The organism is Dyadobacter sp. BHUBP1 (assembly GCF_050587785.1).
Classification (GTDB): Bacteria; Bacteroidota; Bacteroidia; order Cytophagales; family Spirosomataceae; genus Dyadobacter.
Genome location: NZ_JBOBIH010000001.1, coordinates 870,562 through 895,641, shown reverse-complemented (window position 1 = coordinate 895,641; position 25,080 = coordinate 870,562). Strand labels below are relative to the sequence as shown.

The window sequence follows — 25,080 nt, the reverse complement described above, 5'->3', positions numbered from 1 at the left end:
CTATCGGTTAAAAGTTGAATTTTGTTTTTTGTTCCGCTTTGGACATGACAAAATTCAGCACCTTAGCCGACTATATTCTTAACCCAAGTTAAGATCGTCATTTACCCACCATTCTTTTTCTGATTCGGCTCAGCGAAGGGGCCTGAATGCCCAGATACGAGGCAATATGATACAATGGGACGTTGTTAAAAATATCCGGATGGTTCTGGATCAGTTCGAGATAGCGCTGCTCTGGCGTACGGAACATAAATTCCTCGGCGCGGTTCATCGCCAGGTTAAATGCGGTTTCCGCCACCAGCCGTCCGAACCTTTCCCAATGGTGTGATTTGCCGTACAATTCAGTGAGGTGGTTGATATGGATGTATAAAATCGTCGAATCGGTCATCGACTCGGTGTAATAGCTGCATGGCGTTTGGGTCACAAAACTCTTGTAGGCCACTACCACCTGATTTTTGGAGAAGAAAAAGACATTCTTTTCCTCCGCCGATTCGTCATCGATGTAGTAGGTCCGGAACACGCCGTCGAGGATGAAGCCCAGGTATTTGCAAACATTTTTGTATTCATTATAAAACTCCCCTTTTCCATAGGTTTTTCGTTGCCAGTAGGGTGCCGACAGCTCAAATGCAGCGGCATCGATCCCCGCGAACTGGTTGAGTGCGTAGTTCAGAATTTGTGTTTCCGTCATGAGTGAAGCAGGTGAGCAGAGGTATATTCCAAAAATAGGCATCGGCAACGCAAAAACCTCATAACCAGCTACCTAAAATCTCGATATTTCGTTAAATTTGATACACCTCCCCTGACGATGCAGCTTCGGACTTCAAACGTTTCTTACCATGCTGAGAAAGATTCTACCGCTCGTGTTGGTTTCCCTGTCGCATATCTGCCTCGCAAACCAGATCCTGATCCCGATGGACAATACCCAGACTAACCATTTAAAGGCGTATGGTCTGGCCTATATTCTGCTGAAAGGGGATATTGAAGTGGATTGGCTACTCAACTACCGTGGGGGTAGTTTTAAGGTTCAGTATTCCAAATCCATTGAAAATGAATGCAAGCTTCGGGCGGTCTCCTATGAGGTGCTTTCGGAGGCTGCCAGTGCGCAGATCGTGAACGAGATCAGTAATCCGAATGTGAACATGGATGTGGTGAAGTTATTCAAGGCGGCCAAAATTGCGGTGTATTCTCCTATCAAAATCAGCCCCGCCGAGTTTGAAAACACAGATGCCGTATTACTCGTGCTCAAATATGCCGAAATCCCGTTTGAAGTTATCTACGACGAAGAAATCCTCCGTGGCGACCTTCCCAAATACGACTGGCTGCATTTGCACCATGAGGATTTTACAGGGCAGTTCGGCAAAAACCTGCGCCGCACCAGTGAAGCGGATATTAAAGCCCAGGAGGCTATCGCGAGTCGCTATGGTTTTTCAAAAGTGCCGAAAATGAAGCTGGCGGTCGCTAAGGCCATTAAGGAGTTCTGTGCTGGCGGGGGCTTTCTGTTTGCCATGTGCTCCGGTGCCGAAACTTTCGATATTGCCCTGGCAGCCGAGGGCGTCGACATTGTAGATAACCTCGACGGAGACGGCGTCGACCCCGACGCCCAGTCTAAGCTCGACTTTGACAAAACGTTCGCATTCTACAACTTCAAACTGCAACTCGACGAGTACGACGGGATGAATTTCTCGGACATTAATTCAGCGGCCGGTCGTTACCGCGGCTGGGGCGAAAATGATGCTTATTTCTCCCTATTCGATTTTTCGGCCAAATGGGACGTCATCCCTGCCATGCTTGTGCAAAACCATGAGCACCTGATCCGCGAATTTTTCGGTCAAACCACCGCATTCTCCAAGTACACCATCAAACCCAGCACACTCGTTATGGGCACCAGCAGCAACTCCGACCGCTACATTTACGGCGAACTCGGTCGCGGTCAATGGACCTTCTACGGCGGCCACGACCCCGAAGGCCGCGGCGGGGGCGGCAGGCGCATGCCCACCGACCTTAACCTTTATCCCAACTCGCCCGGCTATCGGCTGATATTGAACAATGTGCTGTTTCCCTCCGCGCGGAAGAAGAAGCGGAAGACCTGACGAATCAGGCGCTTCATTGACTTCCGGCAGTATTTTGGGTAGATTTACTCAAAAGAACATGCTATGCCTTCAATCGTAACCGATTTCGACGAACTTGACCTGAACGGCACTTACACATATGCCGATTATTTGCTCTGGCAATTCAAGGAGCGTGTGGAATTGATTAAAGGCAGGATCTTTAAGATGTCGCCAGCGCCAAATACATCGCATCAGCTGATATCATCAAAACTCCAGGGCAACCTTTTCGTGCATTTAAAGGACAAGTCTTGCTATTTGTTCAGCGCACCATTCGATGTGAGATTGTTCGACACGAAAAAGTCTGCATTCGTCAACAGAGATATTTACACGGTTGTGCAGCCCGACTTATGTGTTGTTTGCGACAAAAATAAACTGGATGAAAAGGGCTGCCTCGGCGCTCCCGACTTAGTCATCGAAATTCTGTCTCCGGGCAATTCGAAGAAAGAAGTGGATAACAAATTCGATTTATACCAGGAAAGCGGCGTCAAGGAATATTGGATCGTTCAGCCTGTCGATCAAAATGTATTCATTTTTACACTGAGCGATTCCGGCGTCTTTGTTGGCCTCAAACCCGCCACGGAACAACTGCGATCGGCCATATTCCCCGAGCTCTCAATCGATTTGAAAGAGATATTCAACTAGTTCAGCTCCATTTCCATCTTAATATCGGCCCGTTTGAAGTTATGCCCCGTCAATGGCACTTCCTCAAACCCGAGTTTTTTGTACAGGTTTATACCTGCGGCTGATCCTTTCCGATTCGAGTAAAGGATCACTTTCGAAGCGCCAAGCTCCCGGGCTTTTTCAATCACCGCATTACCCAGCAAATCACCGATCTTCTTGCCACGCATGCTTTTTGAAACGGTCATTTTACTCATTTCAACTACATCACCATTGCGTTTCAATGCGCATGTGCCCACGGGCTCATCGCCGTACAACGCGATCAGGATCGCTCCTCCGTCTTTGAGATAATAGGTTTCCGGGTCTGATAGCGTCTTTTCATCTTCCGGTTCCACTTCGTAGGTTTCGGAAATCCATGCGTAGTTCAGGTCGTAAAAAGCCTGCGCATGTTCCGGTTTGTAATCCACAATGCGGATGGCCGCATTGGTTTCCTCGTTTTCCATTCTTTTATAACGTTCAAAAAAGCCTTCTTTTTTCAATTGATACTCTGTCTCGTCCATGGCTTGTAGCAGGTTATTGGCATTATCGATAATCTGCTCCGCTGTTTTCCGGATTTTCTCCCAAACCGGCAGCATTTGTTCCACCAACGCCTTCGCCTTCTTCGAAAGCCGTACCATTCGCTTCCGCTCGTCCCGCTGGTCTTTGAATGACTCCACCAATCCTTCCTTTTCCAACTCTTTCAAAAGACTGATCGTTGAAGGATGCGCATACCCGATCTCCTCGGATAACTCCATAATCCCCAACGCCTCCTTCGCATGAAGCGCATAAATGACCGGAAACCACTTCGGCTCGAAATTGATGCCATTGTGCTGGTAAATAAGCACGCCATCCTTCCTGAACTGGTCGCTCAGGCGCTGCAAACGGGTTGATATCGCAAGGGCTCCTACTTCGTTGAAGATGTTCATGGTCGGGAATACAAATTTAAGTTTAAATATACGTAGATGACTACGTAATTAACAAACAACAGAGGTATTTTTGTGGCTTTTTTGTTTTGGGTAAATTGGATAAAGTGTAACAAGCTATGGATATTCAGGCAATTATCTCCGACATTGAGTAGCCTGTGATAGGCCTATTGAAGATATTTAACGATCAATTCACCGGTCCGCTCGGACGCCCCCGCTCCGCCAACGAGTTCTCCAAGACGCTCATAATCTCGCATTTGCCGAACATTTTTATCCCCACCAGGTAAAATTCGTTTCAGCTCAGCCACAAGATTCCTCTCATTCAACTCATCCTGGATCAGCTCCCGCACGGCCTCTTTCTCTAAAATCAGATTCACCAAAGAAATAAACGGAATACGAATCAATCGTTTGGCTAATGCGTACGAAATAGCGCTCGTTCGGTAGCATACTACCTCCGGGACTTTCAGCAATGCAGTTTCCAAAGTAGCAGTACCGGAGGTAACCAGCGCGGCGTCGGCTACCGAAAGCAAATCATAGGTACTTTCATAAACGATCACCGCCTTGCCGCTGGATAAGTACTGATCGTATAATGTAGAAGGCAGATTTTTCACCCCGGCAATCACGTATTGATAGCCTGGAAAATGCTTTTGAGTGGTCAGCATAGTGTCGAGCATGCCGATGACCTCCTGTTTGCGACTGCCGGGAAGCAATGCGATGACAGGCCGGCCGTCGAGGTTGTGTTTCCTGCGAAAATCAGGGTCGGGACGGAATGCGGCAATAGCATCCATCAGCGGATTGCCCACGTAATCGACACTGTAATCGTACTTTTTGTAGAAGTCGACTTCGAACGGGAAGATCACGAACATGTGATCCACATTGGCCTTGATCTTCCAGGCTCGTTTCTGGTTCCATGCCCAGACCTTGGGGGAAATGTAGTAAAAAACTTTCAGCCCCTTCGACTTCGCGAAGGAAGCAATGCGGAGATTAAATCCGGGATAATCGATTAGGATCAATGCATCCGGTTGGTATTCGAGAATATCAGTCTTGCATTTCTTGAGAAAACCGGTGATTGTCCGTAAGTTCATGACCACTTCCAGGAAGCCCATGAATGCGGTGTCCTTGTAATGGGTAACGAGTTCCATACCTTCGGCTTCCATCATATCCCCCCCCCAACCACGGAACTCCGCATCCGGATCATTCGCTCGAATGCCCTTAATCAGATTGGAGCCATGTAAATCCCCCGAGCGTTCCCCGGCGATTAGGTAGTATTTCATAGGCTATCGGCGGTCGGCGGTCGGCTATCGGCGGTCGCATTATTCCCCATAATACTCCACGAAGTTCTTGGGCGTTTCTATCAGCTTGATATAGTGCAGTTTCGCGTTCGGCGCCGCCTGCGCGATGGCTGGTTCGAGAATGTTCCAGATTTCCATTACAAAAATCTCACAGGATGCCATTTTGCCCTGCATGAAATCCACATCGAGGTTGAGGTTCTTGTGATCCACCTTGTCGACGATTTCATTTTTCATAATATCTCCGAGCACTTTCAGATCGATCACAAAACCCGTATCAGGGTCGGGCTTTCCTTTAACCGTAACAATCAGCTCAAAATTATGCCCGTGCCAGTTGTTGTTGGCGCAAGGGCCAAATACTTCCTGGTTTTTCTCATCACTCCACGCCGGGTTGTAAAGCCGGTGGGCCGCATTGAAATGCTCTTTCCTTGTTACGTAAATCATAAAACTTCCTGCCACTTGATAATTCTGGCGCAAAATTACACCATGTATCCGTAGTTTTGTTTGTTAACAAGAGGATAACTAAAAAAAATCCTATTTCACCCTTAAAATTTAAGAGTAGATCGGCGCGGTTCGGTACTCTTATCTGGCATTCTTTTTACCGTTAAACATATAATCTCGATGATTATCGTAACAGGAGCAGCCGGCTTTATTGGCAGCGGGCTTATCAGCCGCCTCAATCAAGACGGCTTTAAAAACATTATTGCAGTAGATGATTTTTCCAAAATCGAAAAGGCAGAAAACCTCGAAGGAAAGACGATCAAGGAAAAAGTAGAAAGAAATGCGCTTTTCGAATGGCTGGATGCAAACAACCGCGATGTGGAATTCATTTTCCACATCGGCGCGCGTACCGACACCACGGAGTTCGACAAGGAGATCTTTGATGAACTGAATGTAAATTATTCTAAAGCCATCTGGGAAAAATGCGTGGCTTACCAAATTCCCCTCGTATACGCATCGTCCGCGGCTACGTACGGGTTGGGCGAGCACGGATACGACGATAACGAATCTACGATCAGCCAGTTGAAACCGCTGAACCCTTACGGCGATTCTAAAAACGAGTTCGACAAATGGGCATTGGCGCAGGAGAAAAAGCCGTTTTTCTGGGCGGGCCTTAAATTCTTTAACGTTTACGGACCTAACGAATACCACAAAGGCCGTATGGCGTCGGTGATTTTCCATGCATACAACCAGATCAAGGCCACCGAGAAAATGAAGCTTTTCCGCTCGCACAATCCCGATTTCAAGGATGGAGAGCAAATGCGTGACTTCATTTATGTAAAAGACCTGATCGACGTTTGCATTTTCTTCATGCACCACCGCAAGAACTCGGGCATATACAACCTTGGAAGCGGCAAAGCACGTACATTTAAAGACCTGGTAACGAACACATTCCACGCCATGGGCAAGACGCCCGACATTTCGTTTATTGATACCCCGGCCGATATTCGCGATAAATACCAGTATTTCACGCAGGCCAATATGAGCAAATTGCGCTCGATCGGATATACCCGTCCGTTCAGCACGCTGGAAGAGGGTATTGATGATTATGTAAAGAATTATCTTTCATCGAGAGCGTATTTGTAGGCCTTCCGGCTGATCTGAACTTTGAAAAGACCTGCCCCGGCGGGTCTTTCCTGTTTCACCGGCCTGAAACCTATTTCCACGGGCCACTGCCGGAATCTCCACAATTTTCCGTATTTTTGAACCTCTGAATAAACTCAATCCCACTTCTCTGTGTTAGCATGATACCAACCAGAGTGTGACATTATTACGACTATGAGCAAAGAAGAAGAATTGTTGGAGGAAATCACCAGTTCGGAATACAAATACGGCTTTGTGACTGATATTGAAGCAGATGAGGCTCCTGCGGGCTTAAATGACGACATTATCAGATTCATCTCGGCCAAAAAGAACGAACCCGAATGGATGCTGCAATGGCGCCTGAAAGCGTACCATTTGTGGCTTACCATGGAGGAACCCAAATGGCCGAATGTGCACTATCCGCCCATCGAATTCCAGGCTATCAAATATTATTCGGCGCCGAAGAAAAAGAAGGCTGTCGAGAGCATCGACGATATCGATCCCGAGTTGCGCAATACTTTCGAAAGGCTGGGGATTTCTTTGAATGAACAAAAAAGGATTTCCGGCATCGCGGTCGACGCGGTAATGGACTCGGAGTCGGTTTTCACGACTTTCAAGGAAACCCTCAAAGAAAAAGGCATCATTTTCTGCTCGATCAGCGAGGCGATCCGTGAACATCCGGAGCTTGTGAAAAAATACCTGGGCTCGGTGGTACCACCGAAGGATAACTACTACGCAGCCTTGAACTCGGCGGTATTCTCAGATGGGTCATTTGTATACATTCCGAAAGGTGTTCGCTGCCCAATGGAGCTTTCGACCTATTTCCGTATCAATGCGGCAGGAACCGGCCAGTTCGAAAGAACACTAATCATCGGCGACGAAGACAGCCACGTGAGCTACCTCGAAGGTTGTACAGCGCCTATGCGTGATGAAAACCAGTTGCACGCCGCGGTAGTTGAAATCTTTGCGCACGACAATGCAAATGTAAAATACTCGACCGTACAGAACTGGTATCCAGGTGATAAGGACGGAAAAGGAGGTATTTACAATTTTGTAACGAAACGCGGCCTTTGTGACGGGCCTAACTCGAAAATCTCCTGGACGCAGGTTGAAACGGGCTCAGCGATTACCTGGAAATATCCTTCGGTAATCCTGAAAGGCGACAATTCGATCGGTGAATTTTACTCGGTCGCTGTGACCAACAACATGCAGCAAGCCGATACCGGTACGAAAATGATCCATATCGGCAAAAACACCAAAAGCCGGATCGTTTCGAAAGGTATTTCGGCAGGAAAGAGCCAGAACTCTTACCGCGGGTTAGTGCAGGTCTTCAAAAAGGCTGAAAAAGCGCGTAACTTCTCGCAATGCGATTCCCTGTTGCTCGGCGACAAATGCGGCGCACATACTTTCCCTTACATTGAAGTGAGTAACCCGTCGGCGACAGTAGAGCACGAAGCAACTACTTCGAAGATCGGCGAGGACATTCTTTTCTACTGCAACCAACGCGGTATTCCAACGGAACAAGCGGTTGCATTGATTGTGAATGGTTATGCTAAAGAAGTATTAAACCAGCTTCCGATGGAATTCGCCGTTGAAGCGCAAAAGCTACTGGAAATCAGCCTGGAAGGAAGCGTAGGTTAAAATTCCCAATAAGATTAAACACAGAAAGCCTTTGATTCGTCGAAGGCTTTTTGTATTTTATTGATCTTAGTAAATTTTTCCATCAACGATCCACCCTTCATGACGCACGTTCCGCAACTAATCATAGACCTGTCGCTCATTCTCACGATGGCCGGTATCATTACCGTAATCTTCAAGAAATTGAAGCAGCCAATCGTGTTGGGCTACATTCTGGCCGGGTTACTTGTTGGACCTAACTTCCACTTGTTTCCGACCATCACCGACATTAAAACGATCGAGATCTGGGCCGAAATCGGGGTAATCTTCCTGCTCTTCAACCTGGGTCTGGAGTTCAGTTTCAAAAAGCTCGTCAAAGTCGGTAACACGGCTGCTATCACCGGGCTTTTTGAAGTATTCATGATGCTCGTAACGGGTTTCATTACCGGCCAGCTGCTCGGATGGAGCAAAACCGACAGCCTATTTCTCGGAGGTATCATTGCTATTTCCTCCACCACCATCATTTTCCGTGCATTCGATGAACTGGGCCTCAAAACCCAGAAATTCACCCGCGTCGTAATGGGTATCCTCGTCATCGAAGACCTTACCGCCGTATTGCTGATGGTGTTACTTTCGACATTATCGCTGAGCCAGCAATTTGCGGGATATGAATTGATCCAATCGAGCTTAAAACTCTTCTTTTTCCTCACAATCTGGTTTTTGGGGGGCATTTTCGTGTTCCCTACACTGCTGCGGCGCTACCGGCATCTGATGAACGACGAAAGCGTGCTCATTACATCGGTCGCATTATGCTTTGGAATGGTGTTCCTGGTCACGAAAGCGGGTTTTTCGGCCGCATTAGGGGCATTCATCATGGGCTCTATCCTGGCGGAAACCACCCACGCGGAAAAGATCGAGCATTTGCTAAAACCGGTTAAAGACTTGTTCGGAGCGGTATTTTTCATATCCGTTGGAATGTTGATCAATCCGGGCCTGCTGTTTGAATACGCAGTGCCGACTGCTATTCTGGTACTCGTGGTAATGCTCGGAAAAACGACATTCGTCACACTGGGTGCGGTAATTTCTGGACAGCCTCTGAAAAAATCGCTGCAATCGGGCATGAGCTTGTCCCAGATCGGTGAATTTTCGTTTATCATTGCAAATCTTGGCCTCTCTCTGAAAGTGACCAGCGGATTTCTCTACCCCATTGCCGTCGGAGTTTCGGTGATTACGACATTTGCGACACCTTACATGATGAAGGCCTCCGAACCTCTGTATGAATGGCTGGATAAACGCTTGCCCGAAAAGTGGCGGCTCTACCTCAACCGGTATAGTACCAGTACGGAGACCATTGCGCAAACGACCCAATGGAACGAAATCCTAAAATCCTACGCGCAGACAGTGATCCTGAACTCGGTGGTCGTGGTCGGCATTATCCTCGCATCCTCGCGCCAGCTCGCACAACAACTGCACACGCGCGTACCCGAGACATTCCTGACCAACTCTGTGCTCTTTGCCATCACATTCCTCCTGATCTCGCCGTTTCTCTGGGCATTGGTCTTCAAAAGAGGCAATCGGAAGGCCTATTCGGCGATCTGGCTAAGTCGGAAATACAGCCGAGGGCCGTTGTTAGTACTTGAACTTTCAAGAGTTGTCATAGCGATTTTGCTGATGGCCTTCCTGCTCAATTCGTTTTTCTCAACCCAAACGGCGTTCATTGTAGCGGGGGCTATTATGGTGCTTGGCTTCGCCATCTTTTACCAGAGGCTTCAACAGTTTTATCACAAAATCGAAGACCGTTTCCTGCAAAACCTCAATGCACGACAATTGGAAGGAAGTGGTAAGTCGAAAAGAATTCTCCTTCCCTGGGACGCACACTTCGCATTCCTTGAAGTGAGCCCCGACTCGAATCTGATCGGGAAAAGCTTGCAGGAGTTGAAAATCCGGGAAAACTTCGGGATTAACGTCGTGCTGATCGAGCGGGGGAGCAAGACCATTCATTTACCAAGACCAACGGAAGTGCTCTATCCCTGCGACCGCATCGAGGTCATCGGTACAGACGACCAACTGGACGTGTTCAGAAGCCACATCGAGGTAAGCACGAATGGCGACGTGTACATGGCGCACGAGGACAATGTCGTGCTCGAACGCGTTGAAGTGAAAACACAGCATAATATCCGCGGTAAAACTATCCGGGAGAGCCAGATCCGCGAAATGACCCACGGCATGATCGTCGGCCTCGAAAGAAACGGGGAACGTATTCTCAATCCGGATTCGTCGATGGTCATCGAAAACCAGGACGTGCTCTGGATCGCCGGTGACCGGGACCTGATCAAGGAGTTTATGGCCAATAAACCGGCTAATAATGAAGAGGAAGTAGAAGTTGCTACTCCTTGATAAGGCCTTGAAGACCGCCGGTATGCACTGCTACGATCGTCGTTCCTGCTTTGAAATAGCCCTTTTTCAGAAGATCAAATAGGCCGTAGAACATTTTCGCGGTATAAACCTGCTCCAACTGAACGTCAAATTCAGCCCGGAAATCTTGCATAAAAGCAAGCAGTTCACTGTTCCATTTCGCATATCCGCCGAAATGATAGTCTGTCAGCAATGTAAGATTTCCGGGCTCCTTATATTCTTTCAGGAGTTGATGAATATCTTCTTTGAGAAAATCACCTCCCCTTAATACTGAAAATGCAAGTACGCTGGCTCCCGCCGAAAGGATTCCTGCTGCTGTGCCGCCTGTTCCAGCCGCCGTGGCGATGTAATCCGGCATTGCTGCTAACTCATCCTTCACTTCGTCGACCATTTCGGCCGCTCCCTTTAATGCGAGTTCGGTAGTGCCGCCCTCAGGAATCAGATAGGGATTCCCAAAACGGGCGGAAACATTCAGGAGATAGGCTTCTGAATGCCTTTGCCTGTATTCCTCCCGCGATACAAAATGCAATTGCATTCCTTGCTTCCGGCAAAACTGAAGGGTTTCATTCTCCTTACCTTCCAGTTCCAGGCCACGGACAATGCCGATAGTTTTCAAACCCAACCCATTCCCTGCAGCGGCCGTCGCGTACAAATGGTTGGAATACGCACCGCCAAAGGTGAGCACCGCCCCAGCGCCCCTTGACCGTGCATCGAGTAAATTATATTTCAGCTTTCGCCATTTGTTGCCCGAAACAGTCGGATGAATGAGGTCATCGCGCTTTATATACAGCCGTACTTCTGCCTTCTCAGTGGTCGCATTAACGAGTCGTTGAAGGGGCGTAGGTACCGATGAACTTAGTAAATCCACTTATTTTGATAATTTTGTTAATAGTAACTCCCAAAAGAATGTCCGTAGAACTTGTTGATATTGCCTCCGAAGAGGACGATTTATTTGAACATTACCGCATTGTCGCTGACAAAGGCCAAAGCCTCATGCGGCTCGATAAATTCCTGAATCTTCACGTAGCCAACGCTTCCAGGACAAAAATACAAAACGGGATCGAAGCGGAGGCCGTAAAGGTAAATGGCCAACCCACGAAGGCTAGTTACAAGGTCAAGCCATTGGACGTGATCACGCTTTCACTCCCCGAACCACCGCGGGATACCGAGATCGTCCCGGAAAATATTCCGCTGAATATCGTGTACGAGGACGACGTGCTGATGATCATTAATAAGCCCGCAGGAATGGTCGTTCACCCAGCTTATGGCAACTGGACCGGCACCCTGATCAACGGACTGGTGTATCACTTCCAACAACTTCCAACCGGCAGAAACGGCGAAGGCCGACCAGGACTGGTGCACCGCATCGATAAAGATACCTCCGGATTGCTCGTCATCGCCAAAACCGAATTCGCGATGACTTTCCTCGCCAGCCAGTTTGCCGATCATTCGATAGAACGTACCTATCACGCATTAATATGGGGCGAACCCAAAGCCGAAAAAGGTACGGTTACGGGCCACATCGGGCGCAGCGCGCGCGACAGGCGCGTAATGGACGTATACGTGGATGGCAGCCAGGGCAAACACGCGGTGACGCATTACGAAGTAATCAAACCGCTTCGCTATGTTTCGATGATCAAATGCAATCTTGAAACCGGCCGCACGCACCAGATCCGTGCACACATGAAGCATATCGGGCATCCTATCTTTAACGACCCGATGTACGGGGGAGACAAAATCCTGAGGGGCGTGTCGGGCGGCAGTTATAAAGCGATGGTGGAGAACGGTTTCAGCCTCATTCCCGGACAGGCGCTGCACGCGAAATCGCTCGGGTTCATCCATCCTACTACCCGCCAATGGATCCAATTCGATACGGAATTGCCTGAAAACTTCCGGGCAGTCCTCGAAAAGTGGGAAAACTATGTAAACTCTCAGTAGGAAATAGTATATTCTGGATTCTTAACCTTTCTAATCAATAAACCACTAACATGAATATTTCGACCAGGCAGGGAACAGCAGAGGATATACCCGCAATTTTTGAATTGGTGAAGGAGCTTGCGATATACGAACGGGCACTAAACCAGGTAACCAATAATGTCGACAAAATGACCCGTGATTACAACGAAAAGCTCTTCGATTTCTTCGTTGCCGAAGTGGATTCAAAGATCATCGGGCTTTGTCTTTACTATTTTCGTTACTCCACTTGGAAGGGAAAACGACTTTACATGGAGGATATTATCGTAACCGAATCCATGCGCGGCAATGGGATTGGCAAAATCCTTTTCGACGCTACGGTTGTAGCTGCAAAGAATGTAGGCTGTACGGGAATGATGTGGCAGGTGCTCGATTGGAACACGTCCGCGGTTAATTTTTATCGCAAATACGGCACCAATTTCGACAATGAATGGATCAACTGTAACCTGGATTTTTAAGGATCGAAGCTGTTTATAAAGGTTGGCCGGCCCGTTATTGCAACAGGTCCGGCCTTCTCTCTTTCGTTCTTTTAAGCGACTGCTCATAGCGCCACTCCTCAATCTTCGCTTCATGCCCCGACATCAGAATTTCCGGCACTTTATGGCCTTCGAAATCCGCGGGACGCGAATATACCGGCGGCGCGAGCAGATTATCCTGAAATGAGTCCGTTAATGCGGAAGTTTCGTCGTTCAAAACGCCAGGGATAAGGCGGATAATGGCGTCGGCAAGTACGGCTGCGGCGAGTTCTCCGCCTGATAACACATAATCTCCAATGCTGATTTCCTTCGTTACAAACATGTCCCGCACGCGCTGGTCTACCCCCTTGTAATGTCCGCAGAGCATCATCAAGTTGCCTTTCAGCGAAAGCTGGTTCACCATCCGCTGCTGCATTTGCTCACCGTCAGGGGTAAGGTAAATGATCTCGTCGTATGCCCGCTCGCTCTGTAATGCACGTATACAACGCGCAATCGGCTCGATCTGCAACACCATTCCCGCACCACCGCCGAACGCGTAATCATCAATTGTACGGTGCTTATTGGTCGAATAATCGCGGATGTCGTGGATTACGACTTCCACGTGATTGCCCTGCTGTGCCCGCTTCAATATCGAATGTGCAAAAAAGCTGTCGAGCAGGCTGGGAACACAGCTCAATATGTCAATCCGCATCATCGGGAGTGCTTTCTGATGAGTTATCGAGATAAACTTCCAATAAGCCTTCGGGCAAATTCACCAGCAGTGATTTAGTTCCCTTATCCGCTTTGATCACAATATCATTCGCCGTCGGGATGAGCACTTCCGAGCCCTGGTAATCCATCGCGATCAGGTCCTGCCCATTCAAGGAATACACCTCGCGCACAATGCCCAACTCACCTTTTGTTTCATCCACTACTTTAAAGCCTTTGATTTCGTGGTAATAGAACTCGTCGTCGCCAAGTTCCTGCAAATTTTCCAGCGGCAGATAAAGCGAGCTTCCTACGAGCGCTTGGGCTTTTACAATGGTATCAACATCCTCGAATGTCACAATTGCATTGCTCTGTTTTTGGAGGTTGATATCTTCAATAAAATAAGGCACCAATTCCCCCTTGATCTCAATATAAACCGTTTCCAGGTCTTCATAATCATCCGGATAATCCACATCCAGATAAATTACCACATTGCCGGAGGTGCCGTGGGTCCGTACGATATAGCCCAATAAATAACAGTTATCCTGTGTCATTTGCGGGATTTCAAATTTTGGTTCTGTATAAAACAATATGAGTCTGTGCGGAACACCGACAGACCCATAGAGCATGTATGTAACATGAAATTATTCTGCTGACTCTTCCGCCGGCGCATCGGCTACCGGAGCTTCTGCTGCATCTGTCGCATCAGCAGCTTCATCAGCCGCCTCCTCAGTTGCAACTTCTTCCGCAGGAGGAGTGTTTTTCTTAGCGATAGCCTCAGCACGAGCTTCGTTAACTTTGCGCTCTGCGTCAAGTTTCGCTTTCTTGTCAGCCTCTTTCTGCTGTGCCAAAGTGTCGGCAGCAGTAGCTTTACGGTCTGTTTTAGAGCCTTTCCACTCTTCGAAACGTGAATCTGCAACTTCTTGCGTGATAGCACCTTTCAAAACACCTACTTGCAAGTGCTTGCGGAGCAATACACCTTCGTGTTGCAAAATCGAACGAGCTGTGTCAGTTGGCTGAGCACCTTTCAAAAGCCAGTCAACTGCTTTGTCTGATTCCAAAACGATGGAAGCAGGGTTAGTACCCGGGTTGTAAATACCCAGTTTTTCGATGAAGCGACCATCACGTGGTGCTCTGGCATCTGCGACTACGATATCATAGATCGCTTTCTTTTTGCGTCCCCGACGCGCTAATCTGATTTTAACTGCCATTTGTGAATTTGAATTTTGGGAACTCGTCCCGTAATTAAACAGGGTGCAAAGGTACGAAAATAACTTATAAATAATAAGTCATTTTCGTAATTAACAGGGTGCAAAGATACGAATAAAAAAAGGGAGACAATTTCTCGTCCCCCTTTCGGTGTGTTAGTGCAACTACTAGCGACGGAAACCAGCCGGATAAGTAGAGCGGATTGTATTGTTAGGCAGGATCTTGATCTCTACCCGACGGTTAGATTGAAGACCTTCCACTGTTGTGTTTTCTGCGATCGGACGATATTCACCGTAGTACTCAGTGATGATACGGCTAGGATCTGTCAAACCAGCGCGAACCAGGAAGCGTTTCGCTGCATCCACACGGCGACGCGACAGGGATACGTTGTAGCTATCCGAAGCCCGGGCATCGGTGTGCCCCACGAGTACGATGCGGCAATTGGTACGCATGTTCAGCAGTTCAACCACTTTGCTGAGTGTTTCTTTCGAAGCATTGCGGATAATCGCTTTATCGGTATCGAATTCGATGTTGCTGAACAACGCCTCGCATTCGTCTTTCGGCAGGTTATTTTTGATAGCATCGCGGATGATTTTATCGATATCCAATGCTACACCACCACCGGAAACAATGCTACCCGCAGGAGTATTCGCTTCTTTATCGAACAGGTCGGCTACGCCGTCACCGTCAGAGTCAGTATAAAGACGTGGATCAACCGGCTTAGGCATGTTAGCTTTTGCGATGGAGTCCGCATCGTTCATAGTTGGGTTGTAAGGTACCGGAATCAGCTGCTGAGGATTAGCCCAACGCAGGTGGTAACGACCTGCGGCAGCATCGTATTTTCCGTCTTTCGCTCTTACAGCGTTTTTACCTAACTTATAAGTTAATGCGAGGGAAACAAATCCGTAAGCATCGTTTCTTGAATCACCTTTGGCGAATGTCCAGATCCCTTGCTGCGAAACGTAGTCACTCAAATCGCCTACGGTTGCATCCAGTTTCTCGGTATTTACAAAGTTGTGAGTGTAATCGATACCAAGGTCAAACCGTGATGACAATTCGTAATGCAAGGCGAAACCTACCGGCACTACCCATTCGCGTGTGTAAGTGGATCCGTTGCGTTCCCATTTACCGGCTGTTTTTGAACTGGCATCTGTATTGGTTGAAAAATTACCATCGATTCCCTTCGTAACATTAGTATAATCGACGTCGGTATGGTAATAGATGATTCCCCCTCCCAAATGCGCATCCAATTTCCAGCGACGGAACTTATTGTAGCCAAGTAGCAAACGATTCACGTTCAATGTACCATCCAAAGTCAGTTGAACAAACGACGGGCTATTGAAAGTGGCGCTGTAAGTATCACCGCTCAATGAGCTGTAATGGTTATCTTTAGCGCCTTGCAAACGACCGTTAACGCCCGTCAGCTGGATACCGAACAGAGGAGTGAGCTGCTTGTTCAATGAAAGCCCCCACGCGCCTGTTAGCTCTTCCCGGTCTCCACGCTTGAAGCCATTATACTGGGTCAAATCTCCGAAGAATTTTGTAATACCTCCGTAACCTGTGATTGACCAAGTATTCATTTTATTTGGTCCTTCATAGGTGCGGTTTTGAGCCTTCGTATTGTAGCTCAGGAGGGTAGAACAAAGCAAAGCAACGTAAAGATTCTTTTTCTTCATGGGAAACACGCGTTATGTGATTCAATTCAATATAGCATTATACATAAATTCAAAAATCAGAAAAAAGGCCAAAGCCTGTAAGCCGGGTTCTGTGACTTCGACCGGTTACCCGATCTCTGCTCCTGCCATTTATCCAGGATTCCGGTCACCCGAAATCTCTAACGATCTACCCGTGTCGGCGCCCCGAGGGGACAGGGACGAGTAGCCCCGTGAACCAACACCTATTTGATCTTTCAGCCCGTAAGGTTTACCATGCATTCCCTGTCACCAGGAAACCGGTGGGCTCTTACTCCACCTTTTCACCCTTACCGAGGCATACAAAAAATATGCCAGGGCGGTATCTTTTCTGCGGCACTTGCTGTCAACGAACCGTCACCAGTTCGCTGCCTTCCTGTTAGGAAGTACGGCACTCTGCGCTGCCCGGACTTTCCTCCCCGGTTAAAAAACCGCAGCGGCAGGACAGCTTAGACCTTTCCTCTGACCACAAAGCTAAGAAATACTTTCTTTCGATCAGCAGTCAATATACCATAAAAAGTAAAAAAATATGGCACTTATGCTGAATATTGTACAAATTTTTGATCAGATTCCCTTCAATCCGTCGACTTTCAAATTTACTCTCCCGGTCGCAAATACAACAGAATAAAGATGTTTCGGAGTAAGGTAAACCTTATCGGGTACAATATCGGAAAGTATTCCTTTTACAACTACCCCTTCGGTGACTTTATAGTTGGCGAGCGTTTTCTGAATCGTGTTTTTTGCGTCGGCAATCTGGCCTCCGACCGGAAACACCATCCGCTTTTCCATCATCCTGCTGAACTGCCCCTGTAGAAGCCAACCCGCCGTCCGGACGATCGAATTTTTGGTATCCAGGTCGTAATCAAGGCTTTTGAGTGACAGCTGCTGCGTTGCGGAGTCATAGTAAGGGACTCCCTTTAGATAAATATCGCCGCTAATACTGCCTTTCAACCCGGCCTTGATCACCAGCCGGTCATTCTGTCCGTACATTTCAATGGAAGTAACCTCTACATGATATTTCCCTCCTAAAAACGAGAATTTCTCCCCGGCAAACTGTTTGGTAGCCAGCCTGGCAGCGTCTTCGTAAGACACGAGGCTAATCAATCCGATCTTGAAATCATCCTGAACCTTATCGACGATCTTCAGGTCCGGCAACTTCTGCATAGGAGCCACGGCCGGTTTTACAGCCGACGTAATAGTTTGGGTATACCCTTTAATACCAATGATCGAATGGAGAACATTGTTTTTCGCAAGCAGCGGCGTCATTTCCACACCAGTGGGCCTGACTACCAGCCAGGTATCATATTCCTTCGCTAGCATCACAGGCTGACGCGCAATATTCCAGGCCAGCTCCGCATTCTTTTTCAGTTCTAGGTTCGAAGCCACCTGTTCGTCGATCGCGTCGGTGATCTTCTCAAAATTCTTATTGAGCATCCGGCTCACCATGCCTTTAATAGGAACATTGATGCCCGCCACGCGGATGTTCGGTTCGCTGATCCAGTCATAACTATCGACATAAGTCTCCGATTTGATCTGCCACGACGGCATAATACCTATTTTAGAGATCAGCCGGATGCGGATCGAGAACTCGGTATCCTTGTAACCCGACATCGTCACACCCAACGGACTAATCTTGTACCCGGCGCTTACCCAGATCTTCAGTGGAACTTCAAATAGGAACGACGAATCAATCGCCACAACCTTGATCGGGCTGATCTTCCAGACCTTCGCTTTCAGATTGTCGTTACCTTCATCCTCGTAACTGGTATCATCGTAGATCAACCCTTTGATCTGGTTGTTGATCTGCTTTTCGATTTCCGCTACCGGAATCTCGACCGGCACATTCAGTACCGACAAATGTTTCTCGTTCTGGATCTCCTTATCCGAATATTTGTATTCTTCCATAGGGGCCTTAGGGGAGGTTTTCTTAGAACCGCAGCTCCAAAAAACGACGGCTGCCAACACGATTACCAGAAAATAACCGCGCCTGACGTATACTTTACTTGATTTTGACGAGGGTTGCACCGTATCCGAATTTCTCTTTTAATGCATCTTTAAAAAATTGCACATGCTGGTTCCTGCCCAGCCTGCGGTGCAGCTCGTTTTTCAGAGCTCCGCTGCCTGCGCCATGTATAAACGTAATTTCCTCCATTCCATTGGCAATGGCCGATTCCAGGCTACTCTCGAAAACATCCAGCTGCTTTTTCAGGATTGCATCGCTGGACAGGCTTTTATGATTGTTGACCAATTTTTCGATATGCAAATCAATCACCTGCTCCGGTTTAGGAAGGCTGTTCTGCTCGGGGGCGGCCTGTCCCAGCATTCTCGCCTTGATTTCGCCCGCAACATCCTCCGAAATGCCGGGAGTTTCACGTTTCAGGTTCTCCTCATCAAGTTGATATACAAACCCTTCTTTTCCCAACACAGGCACCTTGCCTTTGTTTTTATAAAACGACTGCGCGCGGCAACGGATGCGCTTGTTCAATGCAACAGGCAACTGGTAATTGCCCTCGCGGAAATACAATGCATGGATATCGAACACCGGCCAGGATTCGAAATCCTTCATTTCCACTTCGGTCAGCTTTTGCGAGGTCCGTGGTTGCAGCACCCCGGCAGCCAATCCCTTGTTCACCGATTCAGAAGCGGCTACGGCTGTGAATGGCAATATCCAGTCAGTATTATTAATGACATGTACAGTTAACGTGCGGTCGTTCACGGAAATGAATGCCAGGTAAATACCTTTTTCCGCAAAGGGTGCATTGCGTGGAACGATCACATCCGCGCGGGCGGCCACCGCTTTCACTTCTTCGGGTTTCACCATCCGCTGTAATTCCACGGGCGAAATAGTAACAATTTCATTTCTCAGGACAGGAATACGAAATCCGTCCTCAATTTCGATTTCAACCACGTTACCAGGCAAAAAAGCGTAAATAACGCCCTCTTCCCTGCCGTGAACCAGTCGTACTTTATCTCCGATATTCATAGTAAATGTTGCTTTTTCGTCGTCTGAACAGTTTGGGGGTTCAAACAATATTTTTAAAAATAAAACGGCTTAAAACCGACACCCTTGCTGCTAAACTGCAACGCTGGCGCCGGGATTTTCAGGGAATTGGCCAGAAAACCCAGCGTCTTAACAAACTTGTTCCGGGTTTTGATCTTCGTGAGATCGATATCCAGTGACAAATAATATTGCCGGTAAGGACTGTAACCCATTTCGATACTTACGTCTTTCTGGGCCGAAACCATATTCTGGATACCATAACCTACTGAGAAACAAAGCCAGGCTGGCCAATTGGAGCCTTTGAAAAATGATTTCGGACTGGCAGAGAACCAGTAGGTTTGACCATTGTAATCTTTCAGCCAGCGCTCCGACCAGCTACTCCCGAGCAGTTCCGGCCGCACGTGCGCCAGCGAAGTATAATGAAATGAGAACTTAGGCTGAATACGTACCTCGTCCCACAATGCCACCTGCCCGAGATACAGCACCGAACCCGTCATGTTCGCGATCATGTCGCCGGGAGAAAAACCATAGTCCGGCGAGAAGCCGTCCAGGATTTCAATCGGTGTCTGAAAAATCACTCCGGAAATGGCGCCGTAAACAAGCATCTGCCTTTTCGAAATACCCGTCTTTTTGTACAACGCCGCCGTGTGCCGGGCAATCTGGTACGATGTGTAAAGGTGCCCCATTTTGTCCATTTGCAGCCACTCGTGACTATCGTCCTGGATGGTGAACTTCGTCAGCGGGTTCTTGTACCATGACTTGCTAAGCCCATAAAGCGTTCCCAGATAAATACCCGATTGGGCCGCAAAAATACCGCGGAGCAGTTTATAATTGGGCCGCACGACAGGCCCATTTTCCCGGACAGTCGTGTCCCGGGCGATCGTATCGGCGGGCGGCACGGGTACCTGTGCGTACGCCGGAGACGGCACTCCGGCCAACAGGCCAGTTAGTAAGCAATAAAGAGTAAAGCGCATTCGATCATATCGGGAGCAGAGATCAATAACCGCCATGGTATTTTCTCAACCCCCATTCTGCGCCCAGCAACACTACAAGCAGGAAGAACAGCCATTTCAGATAGATCAGCTCAACCATATCTTCGGTACTGTCCAGCCTGTCGGCCGGGCGGTCAGTTTTAAGTTTTTGAATAAATTGTTGCAGTAATGCAGGCGTCATAAATGTGCCGCCCGACCGTCGCGCGAGATCGCGGAGCATTCCGAAATCCGCCGTCGTATTGCTCAGCTCAAGATCCGCGTTACGGATCACAAACTGCCCTGATACATTTTCCTGCTTTCCTTTCAAAGTGGTGGAAGCCGCATACCGGTAAACGCCGTCCGCCAGCCCGCTCACATTAAACCGGGGTGTTTCCTTCGTATGTGTGTACGTGAATTGCTTGCTTTTGCCCTTTTCATCCACCACGTCCAGTTTTACCACCTGACCGAAAATCGGCTCGTAAATGTCGTTGTAAACCTCTGTCTGAAATGCCACCTGCTCGCCTGCTTCAAACTCGTTGCTGATCGGATATACACGGAATTTCCGGCGGTCTTCCTTCACCGAAAGCACCTGGATCAGTTTCTGGAACAGGTTATCCACTACTTCCTGTTTGCCGGTTTGGGCAAATTCCTCCTGCCGCCATTGCCAGATCCCCTCTCCCGCCAATACGGCCGTTTTTTGGTCTCCATTGGTATTTAAAACCAGAAGTGGTTTGTTGGTATTGAGCGTTCCTACTTTCTGGTATAATATGGTTTCAGTACCCGACGACACATTGTATTCGCCGAAAGGCACCGAAAGCGGAGGAAGGCGTTCCAATAATTTCAGGCTCTCTGCATCCAGGTTCAGCTGAGTAAACGAAGGATTAAACCGTGCCGTGACCTTATCAATCTGGTTATTTGCGGAAGCATTGATAAACAGCGACCGGTTCAGCGAGCTGACCAGCGGCACCGCCGATTGATTTCCCAAAATGAAAAACAAAGGCATTTTAGCATCCAGAAACTTGCGGACCTGCGCATTACCCAATCCGAGTACATTAGGAATCTGATGCAGGATCACCAGGTCGTAAGGCTTTGTACTGGCCGGTGGATTATTAGCAATGGACAGAATATTGATATCCAGCTCATAGTTATCATTCGCCTCGATCACACTCCGGATACTTTTAATATCGGGGTGCGGCGCAAGCGCCATGAGCAAGATCTTTTGCCGGCCATCGATAATATCAATATAAACGTCCTTCCGGTTGTTCCTGCCGGAAGTTTCTCCCGAAACTGCACCCAATTCAATGGTATAGTGCTGAACGCCCTTTTGTGCAGAAGATGTCTTAAAATCAAATGCTTTGAAATAATCCGCACGGTCGATGACAACCGGCTGGCTTTGAATCACGCGGCCATTTTGTTTCAGAGTCACCGTGGTACTTTTGCCCTGCAACCCGTTTGCTGCGATCTCGGCCCGCAAAGGGAACTCATTACCCAAATATGCGATGCGGTTACTAACGACGTCTTTCACCCGGATATCCAGCTTCGGCACCGAGTCTCCCACCGCCAGCGTATTGACTCTGAACGGATAACGGTTATAGGTCGGCGATACGCCCTGGTTCACGATACCATCCGAAAGCAATACCACGTCCGTCAGGTTGCGGCCTTCGAAATTCGTGCGGACCGTTTGTAGCAGTCCCGCCAGGTTGGTTTTGTTTTGATTAAATGCAAGGGAATCTGCATTGTTCTCGGTGCCGCCAAGCGATTCAATGCTTACCTCGAAGCCGGAATCGTTCAGCTCGCGAACAGCGGCCCTCACCTGCTTCATCGCGGCCGGCCCGTACTTACCAACAGATTCGGAGTTGTCAATCGCGAAAACGATCTTGGCCTTGTCGACCGAAGTTTGCGTGCGCCGCACCAGCGGACTCAGCAGCAGGAAGCAGATCAATGCCACCGCAATTCCACGCACAGCTGCCAGCGCATAGTTCAGTTTCTTACCCCAGGCCGCTTGCGGCTGATACAGCAGCCAGGCATAGGCCAGGCCCGCGAGCACGCAGAAAATGATGAACCAGTAAGGGGTTTGGAATATGAGCTCTGACCGCATGGATTGGAATTCAATAGCTGGCGACGTTACAATATACAATGAAACCGCCAGCTATTTACTAACGAAGAAAGACTCTATGTTAACATACCACCGTCGACCTGGATTACCTGGCCGGTGATATAGCGCGACATGTCGGAAGCAAGGAACACGCAGGCGTCAGCCACTTCTTCGGGCTGGCCTCCGCGCTTCATCGGGATCGACTGTTTCCAGTCTTCCACCGCCTTCGCATCTACTGCATCGGTCATTTCGGTTTCGATAAAGCCTGGCGCTACGGCATTCGAGCGGATATTTCTGGAACCCAATTCCAATGCAATGGATTTGGTAAAACCGATGATACCCGCCTTCGAAGCAGCGTAGTTCGACTGCCCTGCATTACCGCGTATACCTACTACCGATGTGATATTGATGATCGACCCGCTTTTCGCACGGATCATGGATTTCGTAGCGGCTTTGGTAAGGTTAAAAACCGATTTCAGGTTGATGTTCACCACCGTGTCCCATTGCTCTTCGCTCATACGCATGAGGAGCCCGTCACGGGTAACGCCTGCGTTGTTGATGAGCACATCGAGCTTGCCGAAATCGGCGATAACGTCGGTAACGAGCTGGTCCGCAGCCTGAAAATCGGATGCATCCGAGCGGTAGCCTTTCGCTTTCACGCCGAACGCTTCCAGCTCTTTGGCCAAAGCCTCGCCTTTTTCGACGCTGGACAGATATGTAAACGCGACATCAGCACCTTCCTGAGCCAGGCGCAGCGCGATCGAACGTCCGATACCCCGCGAAGCTCCTGTTACCAATGCAACTTTATTTGCTACTAACTTCATAAATAGGATTAGAATCTGTCAAAATGTATACTGCCGGCAAAAATAGGATATTGGGCAGAGACCGGCAAATAAACGACCTATGGTACTTTATTACAAAATGATGTAATATTCAGGCAAAAAACCTTCTCCAACCATTTAACTTACACTAACATGAACACTACAAATGTCCAGAAAACATCAGGAGCCTTCATTGCCGCATCGTGGATCGCATTGGGCGTGGGAATGGCAGGCTTCATCATCGGCCTCTGGCGCTCGGAAATGCTGCTGAGCGAAAAGGGATATTATTTTACGGTATTGATGTACGGGCTTTTTGCCGCAGTATCGGTCCAGAAGAGCGTTCGCGACCGTTTGGAGGGTGTCCCGGTGACCGGCATTTATTACGGTATCGCCTGGTTTTCGACGATTCTCGCCATTGTGCTGCTTGTCGTCGGCCTCTGGAATGCGACACTGCTTCCCAGCGAAAAGGGCTTCTACGCATTCGCCTTCCTGCTAGGCATTTTCGGCGCCATTGCGGTTCAGAAAAACACCCGTGATTCACAGATTTTCGAAACCGGTAGCTCATTTTCCAAACCTTCTGATCATTGATACTGTTAAGCCGTTACATTTAATTTTTGAAACTAAATTCAGGTAATGGCAGAAATAATAAAAACAGCCCTGATCACAGGTGGTTCAAAGGGAATAGGATACGGCATTGCCGAAGCGCTCATCCGCGACGGCATCCGTGTCGCAATTACAAGCCGGTCGCAGCAGAATGCCGACGAAGCGGCAAAGGCGTTGAACAAAATCCGCGAGGGTTACGCATTAGCCATCGAATCCGACGTCAGAAATCTGGCTTCGCAGGAAAAGGCAGTACAAACCGTACTCAGCCAATGGGGCCGGCTCGATTACTTTATCGCCAACGCCGGCGTCGGCCATTTCGCACCAATCCAGGAGCTTAGCGCTGAATTGTGGCAGGAAACCATCGATATTAACCTCACCGGCGTGTTTTTCAGTGCAAAAGCATCCATCGCAGCACTGACGGAGTCCAAAGGGTATTTTATCAATATTGCCAGCCTAGCGGGCACCAACTTCTTTGCGAATGGTACTGCCTACAATGCCAGCAAGTTCGGTTTGGTAGGCTTCTCACAAGCCATGATGCTCGACGTACGCAATGCGGGCGTGAAAGTAACGACCATCATGCCGGGTTCCGTCGCGACGGAGTTCAACAACCACGAGCCATCCGATAAAGACGCCTGGAAAATCCAGCCCGAAGACATCGGCCAGATCGTATCCGACCTCGTCAAAATGCCGGCGCGAACGCTGCCTAGCAAAATCGAGGTGCGGCCTACGACACCGAAATAAACCCGTCGTCGGAATTTTTGGTCAGGTGTAGTCAAGTGTTGTCAGGTGTGGTCATTGATAGTCAGGAATTGTCATTGGTAGTAGAATATTGTAAAATATAGAGAGGAGAACTTGACCATGCTGACGATAAATGACTACACCTGACAACACTTGACTACTGACTACACTTGACTACATCTGACTACACCTGACTACACCTGACAACACCTGGCAATGCCTGA

23 protein-coding genes and 1 other RNA gene are annotated in these 25,080 nt (G+C 48.5%); 9 read left to right on the top strand and 15 right to left on the bottom strand.

Translation table 11 applies throughout. The features are described 5' to 3' along the window. Window positions 1–97: 97 nt before the first annotated feature. Window positions 98–685 (bottom strand): Crp/Fnr family transcriptional regulator, encoded by a 588-nt coding sequence (locus ACQ4MZ_RS03795; RefSeq protein WP_430843102.1) that lies wholly within the window; start codon window positions 683–685, stop codon window positions 98–100. Window positions 686–833: 148 nt separating this feature from the next. On the opposite strand from ACQ4MZ_RS03795, the gene ACQ4MZ_RS03790 reads away from it, so the two are divergent. Further along, window positions 834–2,087 (top strand): asparagine synthetase B, encoded by a 1,254-nt coding sequence (locus tag ACQ4MZ_RS03790; protein WP_430843100.1) that lies wholly within the window; start codon window positions 834–836, stop codon window positions 2,085–2,087. Window positions 2,088–2,150: 63 nt separating this feature from the next. Continuing rightward, a complete protein-coding gene (locus ACQ4MZ_RS03785) occupies window positions 2,151–2,747 on the top strand; it encodes a Uma2 family endonuclease (RefSeq protein WP_430843098.1) in 597 nt (198 codons plus the stop codon). On the opposite strand, the gene ACQ4MZ_RS03780 is transcribed toward ACQ4MZ_RS03785, so the two are convergent. From ACQ4MZ_RS03780 to ACQ4MZ_RS03770, 3 genes are all read right to left on the bottom strand, one after another. Beyond that, window positions 2,744–3,688, bottom strand: coding sequence for a bifunctional helix-turn-helix transcriptional regulator/GNAT family N-acetyltransferase (locus tag ACQ4MZ_RS03780; protein WP_430843096.1), 945 nt, complete (start codon window positions 3,686–3,688; stop codon window positions 2,744–2,746). The genes ACQ4MZ_RS03785 and ACQ4MZ_RS03780 overlap by 4 nt on opposite strands. 164 nt (window positions 3,689–3,852) lie before the next feature. After that, the gene (gene lpxB / locus ACQ4MZ_RS03775) at window positions 3,853–4,959 is read right to left on the bottom strand and encodes a lipid-A-disaccharide synthase (protein WP_430843094.1); all 1,107 of its coding nucleotides are present in this window, start codon (window positions 4,957–4,959) and stop codon (window positions 3,853–3,855) included. Window positions 4,960–4,998: 39 nt separating this feature from the next. Continuing rightward, the gene (locus ACQ4MZ_RS03770; RefSeq protein WP_430843092.1) at window positions 4,999–5,418 is read right to left on the bottom strand and encodes a 6-pyruvoyl trahydropterin synthase family protein; all 420 of its coding nucleotides are present in this window, start codon (window positions 5,416–5,418) and stop codon (window positions 4,999–5,001) included. 177 nt (window positions 5,419–5,595) lie between these two features. Between ACQ4MZ_RS03770 and rfaD the strand changes: the two genes are divergently transcribed. The 3 genes from rfaD to ACQ4MZ_RS03755 all read left to right on the top strand — a co-directional run bounded on the left by rfaD (window position 5,596) and on the right by ACQ4MZ_RS03755 (window position 10,572). Continuing rightward, on the top strand, window positions 5,596–6,561 hold the full coding sequence (gene rfaD / locus ACQ4MZ_RS03765; RefSeq protein WP_430843090.1) for an ADP-glyceromanno-heptose 6-epimerase: 966 nt from the start codon (window positions 5,596–5,598) through the stop codon (window positions 6,559–6,561). Between the two features lie 192 nt (window positions 6,562–6,753). Then, entirely contained in the window at window positions 6,754–8,199 is a 1,446-nt protein-coding gene (gene sufB, locus ACQ4MZ_RS03760) for a Fe-S cluster assembly protein SufB (RefSeq protein WP_430843088.1), read from the top strand. 99 nt (window positions 8,200–8,298) lie between these two features. Beyond that, window positions 8,299–10,572 carry a cation:proton antiporter gene (locus tag ACQ4MZ_RS03755; RefSeq protein WP_430843086.1) on the top strand — a complete coding sequence of 758 codons (2,274 nt, stop codon included), beginning with the start codon at window positions 8,299–8,301 and terminating at the stop codon, window positions 10,570–10,572. Here ACQ4MZ_RS03755 and ACQ4MZ_RS03750 read toward each other — a convergent pair. Then, a complete protein-coding gene (locus tag ACQ4MZ_RS03750) occupies window positions 10,562–11,458 on the bottom strand; it encodes a 1-aminocyclopropane-1-carboxylate deaminase/D-cysteine desulfhydrase (protein ID WP_430843084.1) in 897 nt (298 codons plus the stop codon). The two genes, ACQ4MZ_RS03755 and ACQ4MZ_RS03750, sit on opposite strands and share 11 nt — an antisense overlap. A gap of 38 nt (window positions 11,459–11,496) precedes the next feature. On the opposite strand from ACQ4MZ_RS03750, the gene ACQ4MZ_RS03745 reads away from it, so the two are divergent. Then, entirely contained in the window at window positions 11,497–12,528 is a 1,032-nt protein-coding gene (locus tag ACQ4MZ_RS03745) for an RluA family pseudouridine synthase (RefSeq protein WP_430843082.1), read from the top strand. A gap of 50 nt (window positions 12,529–12,578) precedes the next feature. Then, on the top strand, window positions 12,579–13,022 hold the full coding sequence (locus ACQ4MZ_RS03740; protein ID WP_430843080.1) for a GNAT family N-acetyltransferase: 444 nt from the start codon (window positions 12,579–12,581) through the stop codon (window positions 13,020–13,022). Between the two features lie 34 nt (window positions 13,023–13,056). On the opposite strand, the gene trmD is transcribed toward ACQ4MZ_RS03740, so the two are convergent. The 10 genes from trmD to fabG form a co-directional block, all read right to left on the bottom strand. Continuing rightward, window positions 13,057–13,731, bottom strand: coding sequence for a tRNA (guanosine(37)-N1)-methyltransferase TrmD (gene trmD / locus ACQ4MZ_RS03735; protein ID WP_430843801.1), 675 nt, complete (start codon window positions 13,729–13,731; stop codon window positions 13,057–13,059). Further along, window positions 13,721–14,281, bottom strand: a complete 561-nt coding sequence (rimM, locus tag ACQ4MZ_RS03730; protein ID WP_430843078.1) for a ribosome maturation factor RimM — start codon at window positions 14,279–14,281, stop codon at window positions 13,721–13,723. The genes trmD and rimM overlap by 11 nt, the downstream gene beginning before the upstream one ends. Window positions 14,282–14,371: 90 nt before the next feature. After that, on the bottom strand, window positions 14,372–14,938 hold the full coding sequence (locus ACQ4MZ_RS03725; protein WP_430843076.1) for a 30S ribosomal protein S16: 567 nt from the start codon (window positions 14,936–14,938) through the stop codon (window positions 14,372–14,374). A 165-nt stretch (window positions 14,939–15,103) separates the two neighbouring features. Next, window positions 15,104–16,612: an OmpA family protein gene (locus tag ACQ4MZ_RS03720; RefSeq protein ID WP_430843074.1), complete on the bottom strand. Its 1,509-nt coding sequence runs from the start codon at window positions 16,610–16,612 to the stop codon at window positions 15,104–15,106. A gap of 62 nt (window positions 16,613–16,674) precedes the next feature. After that, window positions 16,675–17,083: RNase P RNA component class A (gene rnpB / locus ACQ4MZ_RS03715), an RNA gene on the bottom strand. Window positions 17,084–17,191: 108 nt separating this feature from the next. After that, window positions 17,192–18,532: a DUF4403 family protein gene (locus ACQ4MZ_RS03710; protein ID WP_430843072.1), complete on the bottom strand. Its 1,341-nt coding sequence runs from the start codon at window positions 18,530–18,532 to the stop codon at window positions 17,192–17,194. A 94-nt stretch (window positions 18,533–18,626) separates the two neighbouring features. Beyond that, window positions 18,627–19,610, bottom strand: a complete 984-nt coding sequence (locus ACQ4MZ_RS03705; protein ID WP_430843070.1) for a DUF2027 domain-containing protein — start codon at window positions 19,608–19,610, stop codon at window positions 18,627–18,629. A 53-nt stretch (window positions 19,611–19,663) separates the two neighbouring features. Beyond that, window positions 19,664–20,602 carry a DUF2279 domain-containing protein gene (locus ACQ4MZ_RS03700; protein WP_430843068.1) on the bottom strand — a complete coding sequence of 313 codons (939 nt, stop codon included), beginning with the start codon at window positions 20,600–20,602 and terminating at the stop codon, window positions 19,664–19,666. 22 nt (window positions 20,603–20,624) lie between these two features. Further along, entirely contained in the window at window positions 20,625–22,697 is a 2,073-nt protein-coding gene (locus tag ACQ4MZ_RS03695; RefSeq protein WP_430843067.1) for a VWA domain-containing protein, read from the bottom strand. A 74-nt stretch (window positions 22,698–22,771) separates the two neighbouring features. After that, on the bottom strand, window positions 22,772–23,518 hold the full coding sequence (gene fabG / locus ACQ4MZ_RS03690; protein WP_223403474.1) for a 3-oxoacyl-[acyl-carrier-protein] reductase: 747 nt from the start codon (window positions 23,516–23,518) through the stop codon (window positions 22,772–22,774). 150 nt (window positions 23,519–23,668) lie between these two features. Here fabG and yiaA point away from each other — a divergent pair, with 150 nt between their 5' ends. Next, window positions 23,669–24,103 carry an inner membrane protein YiaA gene (gene yiaA / locus ACQ4MZ_RS03685; RefSeq protein WP_223403476.1) on the top strand — a complete coding sequence of 145 codons (435 nt, stop codon included), beginning with the start codon at window positions 23,669–23,671 and terminating at the stop codon, window positions 24,101–24,103. 45 nt (window positions 24,104–24,148) lie between these two features. Beyond that, complete coding sequence (locus ACQ4MZ_RS03680) at window positions 24,149–24,859, top strand: SDR family oxidoreductase (RefSeq protein ID WP_430843064.1); 711 nt, start codon at window positions 24,149–24,151, stop codon at window positions 24,857–24,859. Window positions 24,860–25,080: the final 221 nt, after the last annotated feature.

Excerpts from the sequence above, each read along its gene's own strand:
- ACQ4MZ_RS03795 (WP_430843102.1), bottom strand. The coding sequence starts at position 685 with ATGACGGAAACACAAATTCTGAACTACGCACTCAACCAGTTCGCGGGG.
- ACQ4MZ_RS03790 (WP_430843100.1), top strand. The coding sequence starts at position 834 with ATGCTGAGAAAGATTCTACCGCTCGTGTTGGTTTCCCTGTCGCATATC.
- ACQ4MZ_RS03785 (WP_430843098.1), top strand. The coding sequence starts at position 2,151 with ATGCCTTCAATCGTAACCGATTTCGACGAACTTGACCTGAACGGCACT.
- ACQ4MZ_RS03780 (WP_430843096.1), bottom strand. The coding sequence starts at position 3,688 with ATGAACATCTTCAACGAAGTAGGAGCCCTTGCGATATCAACCCGTTTG.
- lpxB (WP_430843094.1), bottom strand. The coding sequence starts at position 4,959 with ATGAAATACTACCTAATCGCCGGGGAACGCTCGGGGGATTTACATGGC.
- ACQ4MZ_RS03770 (WP_430843092.1), bottom strand. The coding sequence starts at position 5,418 with ATGATTTACGTAACAAGGAAAGAGCATTTCAATGCGGCCCACCGGCTT.
- rfaD (WP_430843090.1), top strand. The coding sequence starts at position 5,596 with ATGATTATCGTAACAGGAGCAGCCGGCTTTATTGGCAGCGGGCTTATC.
- sufB (WP_430843088.1), top strand. The coding sequence starts at position 6,754 with ATGAGCAAAGAAGAAGAATTGTTGGAGGAAATCACCAGTTCGGAATAC.
- ACQ4MZ_RS03755 (WP_430843086.1), top strand. The coding sequence starts at position 8,299 with ATGACGCACGTTCCGCAACTAATCATAGACCTGTCGCTCATTCTCACG.
- ACQ4MZ_RS03745 (WP_430843082.1), top strand. The coding sequence starts at position 11,497 with ATGTCCGTAGAACTTGTTGATATTGCCTCCGAAGAGGACGATTTATTT.
- ACQ4MZ_RS03740 (WP_430843080.1), top strand. The coding sequence starts at position 12,579 with ATGAATATTTCGACCAGGCAGGGAACAGCAGAGGATATACCCGCAATT.
- trmD (WP_430843801.1), bottom strand. The coding sequence starts at position 13,731 with ATGCGGATTGACATATTGAGCTGTGTTCCCAGCCTGCTCGACAGCTTT.
- rimM (WP_430843078.1), bottom strand. The coding sequence starts at position 14,281 with ATGACACAGGATAACTGTTATTTATTGGGCTATATCGTACGGACCCAC.
- ACQ4MZ_RS03725 (WP_430843076.1), bottom strand. The coding sequence starts at position 14,938 with ATGGCAGTTAAAATCAGATTAGCGCGTCGGGGACGCAAAAAGAAAGCG.
- ACQ4MZ_RS03720 (WP_430843074.1), bottom strand. The coding sequence starts at position 16,612 with ATGAAGAAAAAGAATCTTTACGTTGCTTTGCTTTGTTCTACCCTCCTG.
- ACQ4MZ_RS03710 (WP_430843072.1), bottom strand. The coding sequence starts at position 18,532 with ATGGAAGAATACAAATATTCGGATAAGGAGATCCAGAACGAGAAACAT.
- ACQ4MZ_RS03705 (WP_430843070.1), bottom strand. The coding sequence starts at position 19,610 with ATGAATATCGGAGATAAAGTACGACTGGTTCACGGCAGGGAAGAGGGC.
- ACQ4MZ_RS03700 (WP_430843068.1), bottom strand. The coding sequence starts at position 20,602 with ATGCGCTTTACTCTTTATTGCTTACTAACTGGCCTGTTGGCCGGAGTG.
- ACQ4MZ_RS03695 (WP_430843067.1), bottom strand. The coding sequence starts at position 22,697 with ATGCGGTCAGAGCTCATATTCCAAACCCCTTACTGGTTCATCATTTTC.
- fabG (WP_223403474.1), bottom strand. The coding sequence starts at position 23,518 with ATGAAGTTAGTAGCAAATAAAGTTGCATTGGTAACAGGAGCTTCGCGG.
- yiaA (WP_223403476.1), top strand. The coding sequence starts at position 23,669 with ATGAACACTACAAATGTCCAGAAAACATCAGGAGCCTTCATTGCCGCA.
- ACQ4MZ_RS03680 (WP_430843064.1), top strand. The coding sequence starts at position 24,149 with ATGGCAGAAATAATAAAAACAGCCCTGATCACAGGTGGTTCAAAGGGA.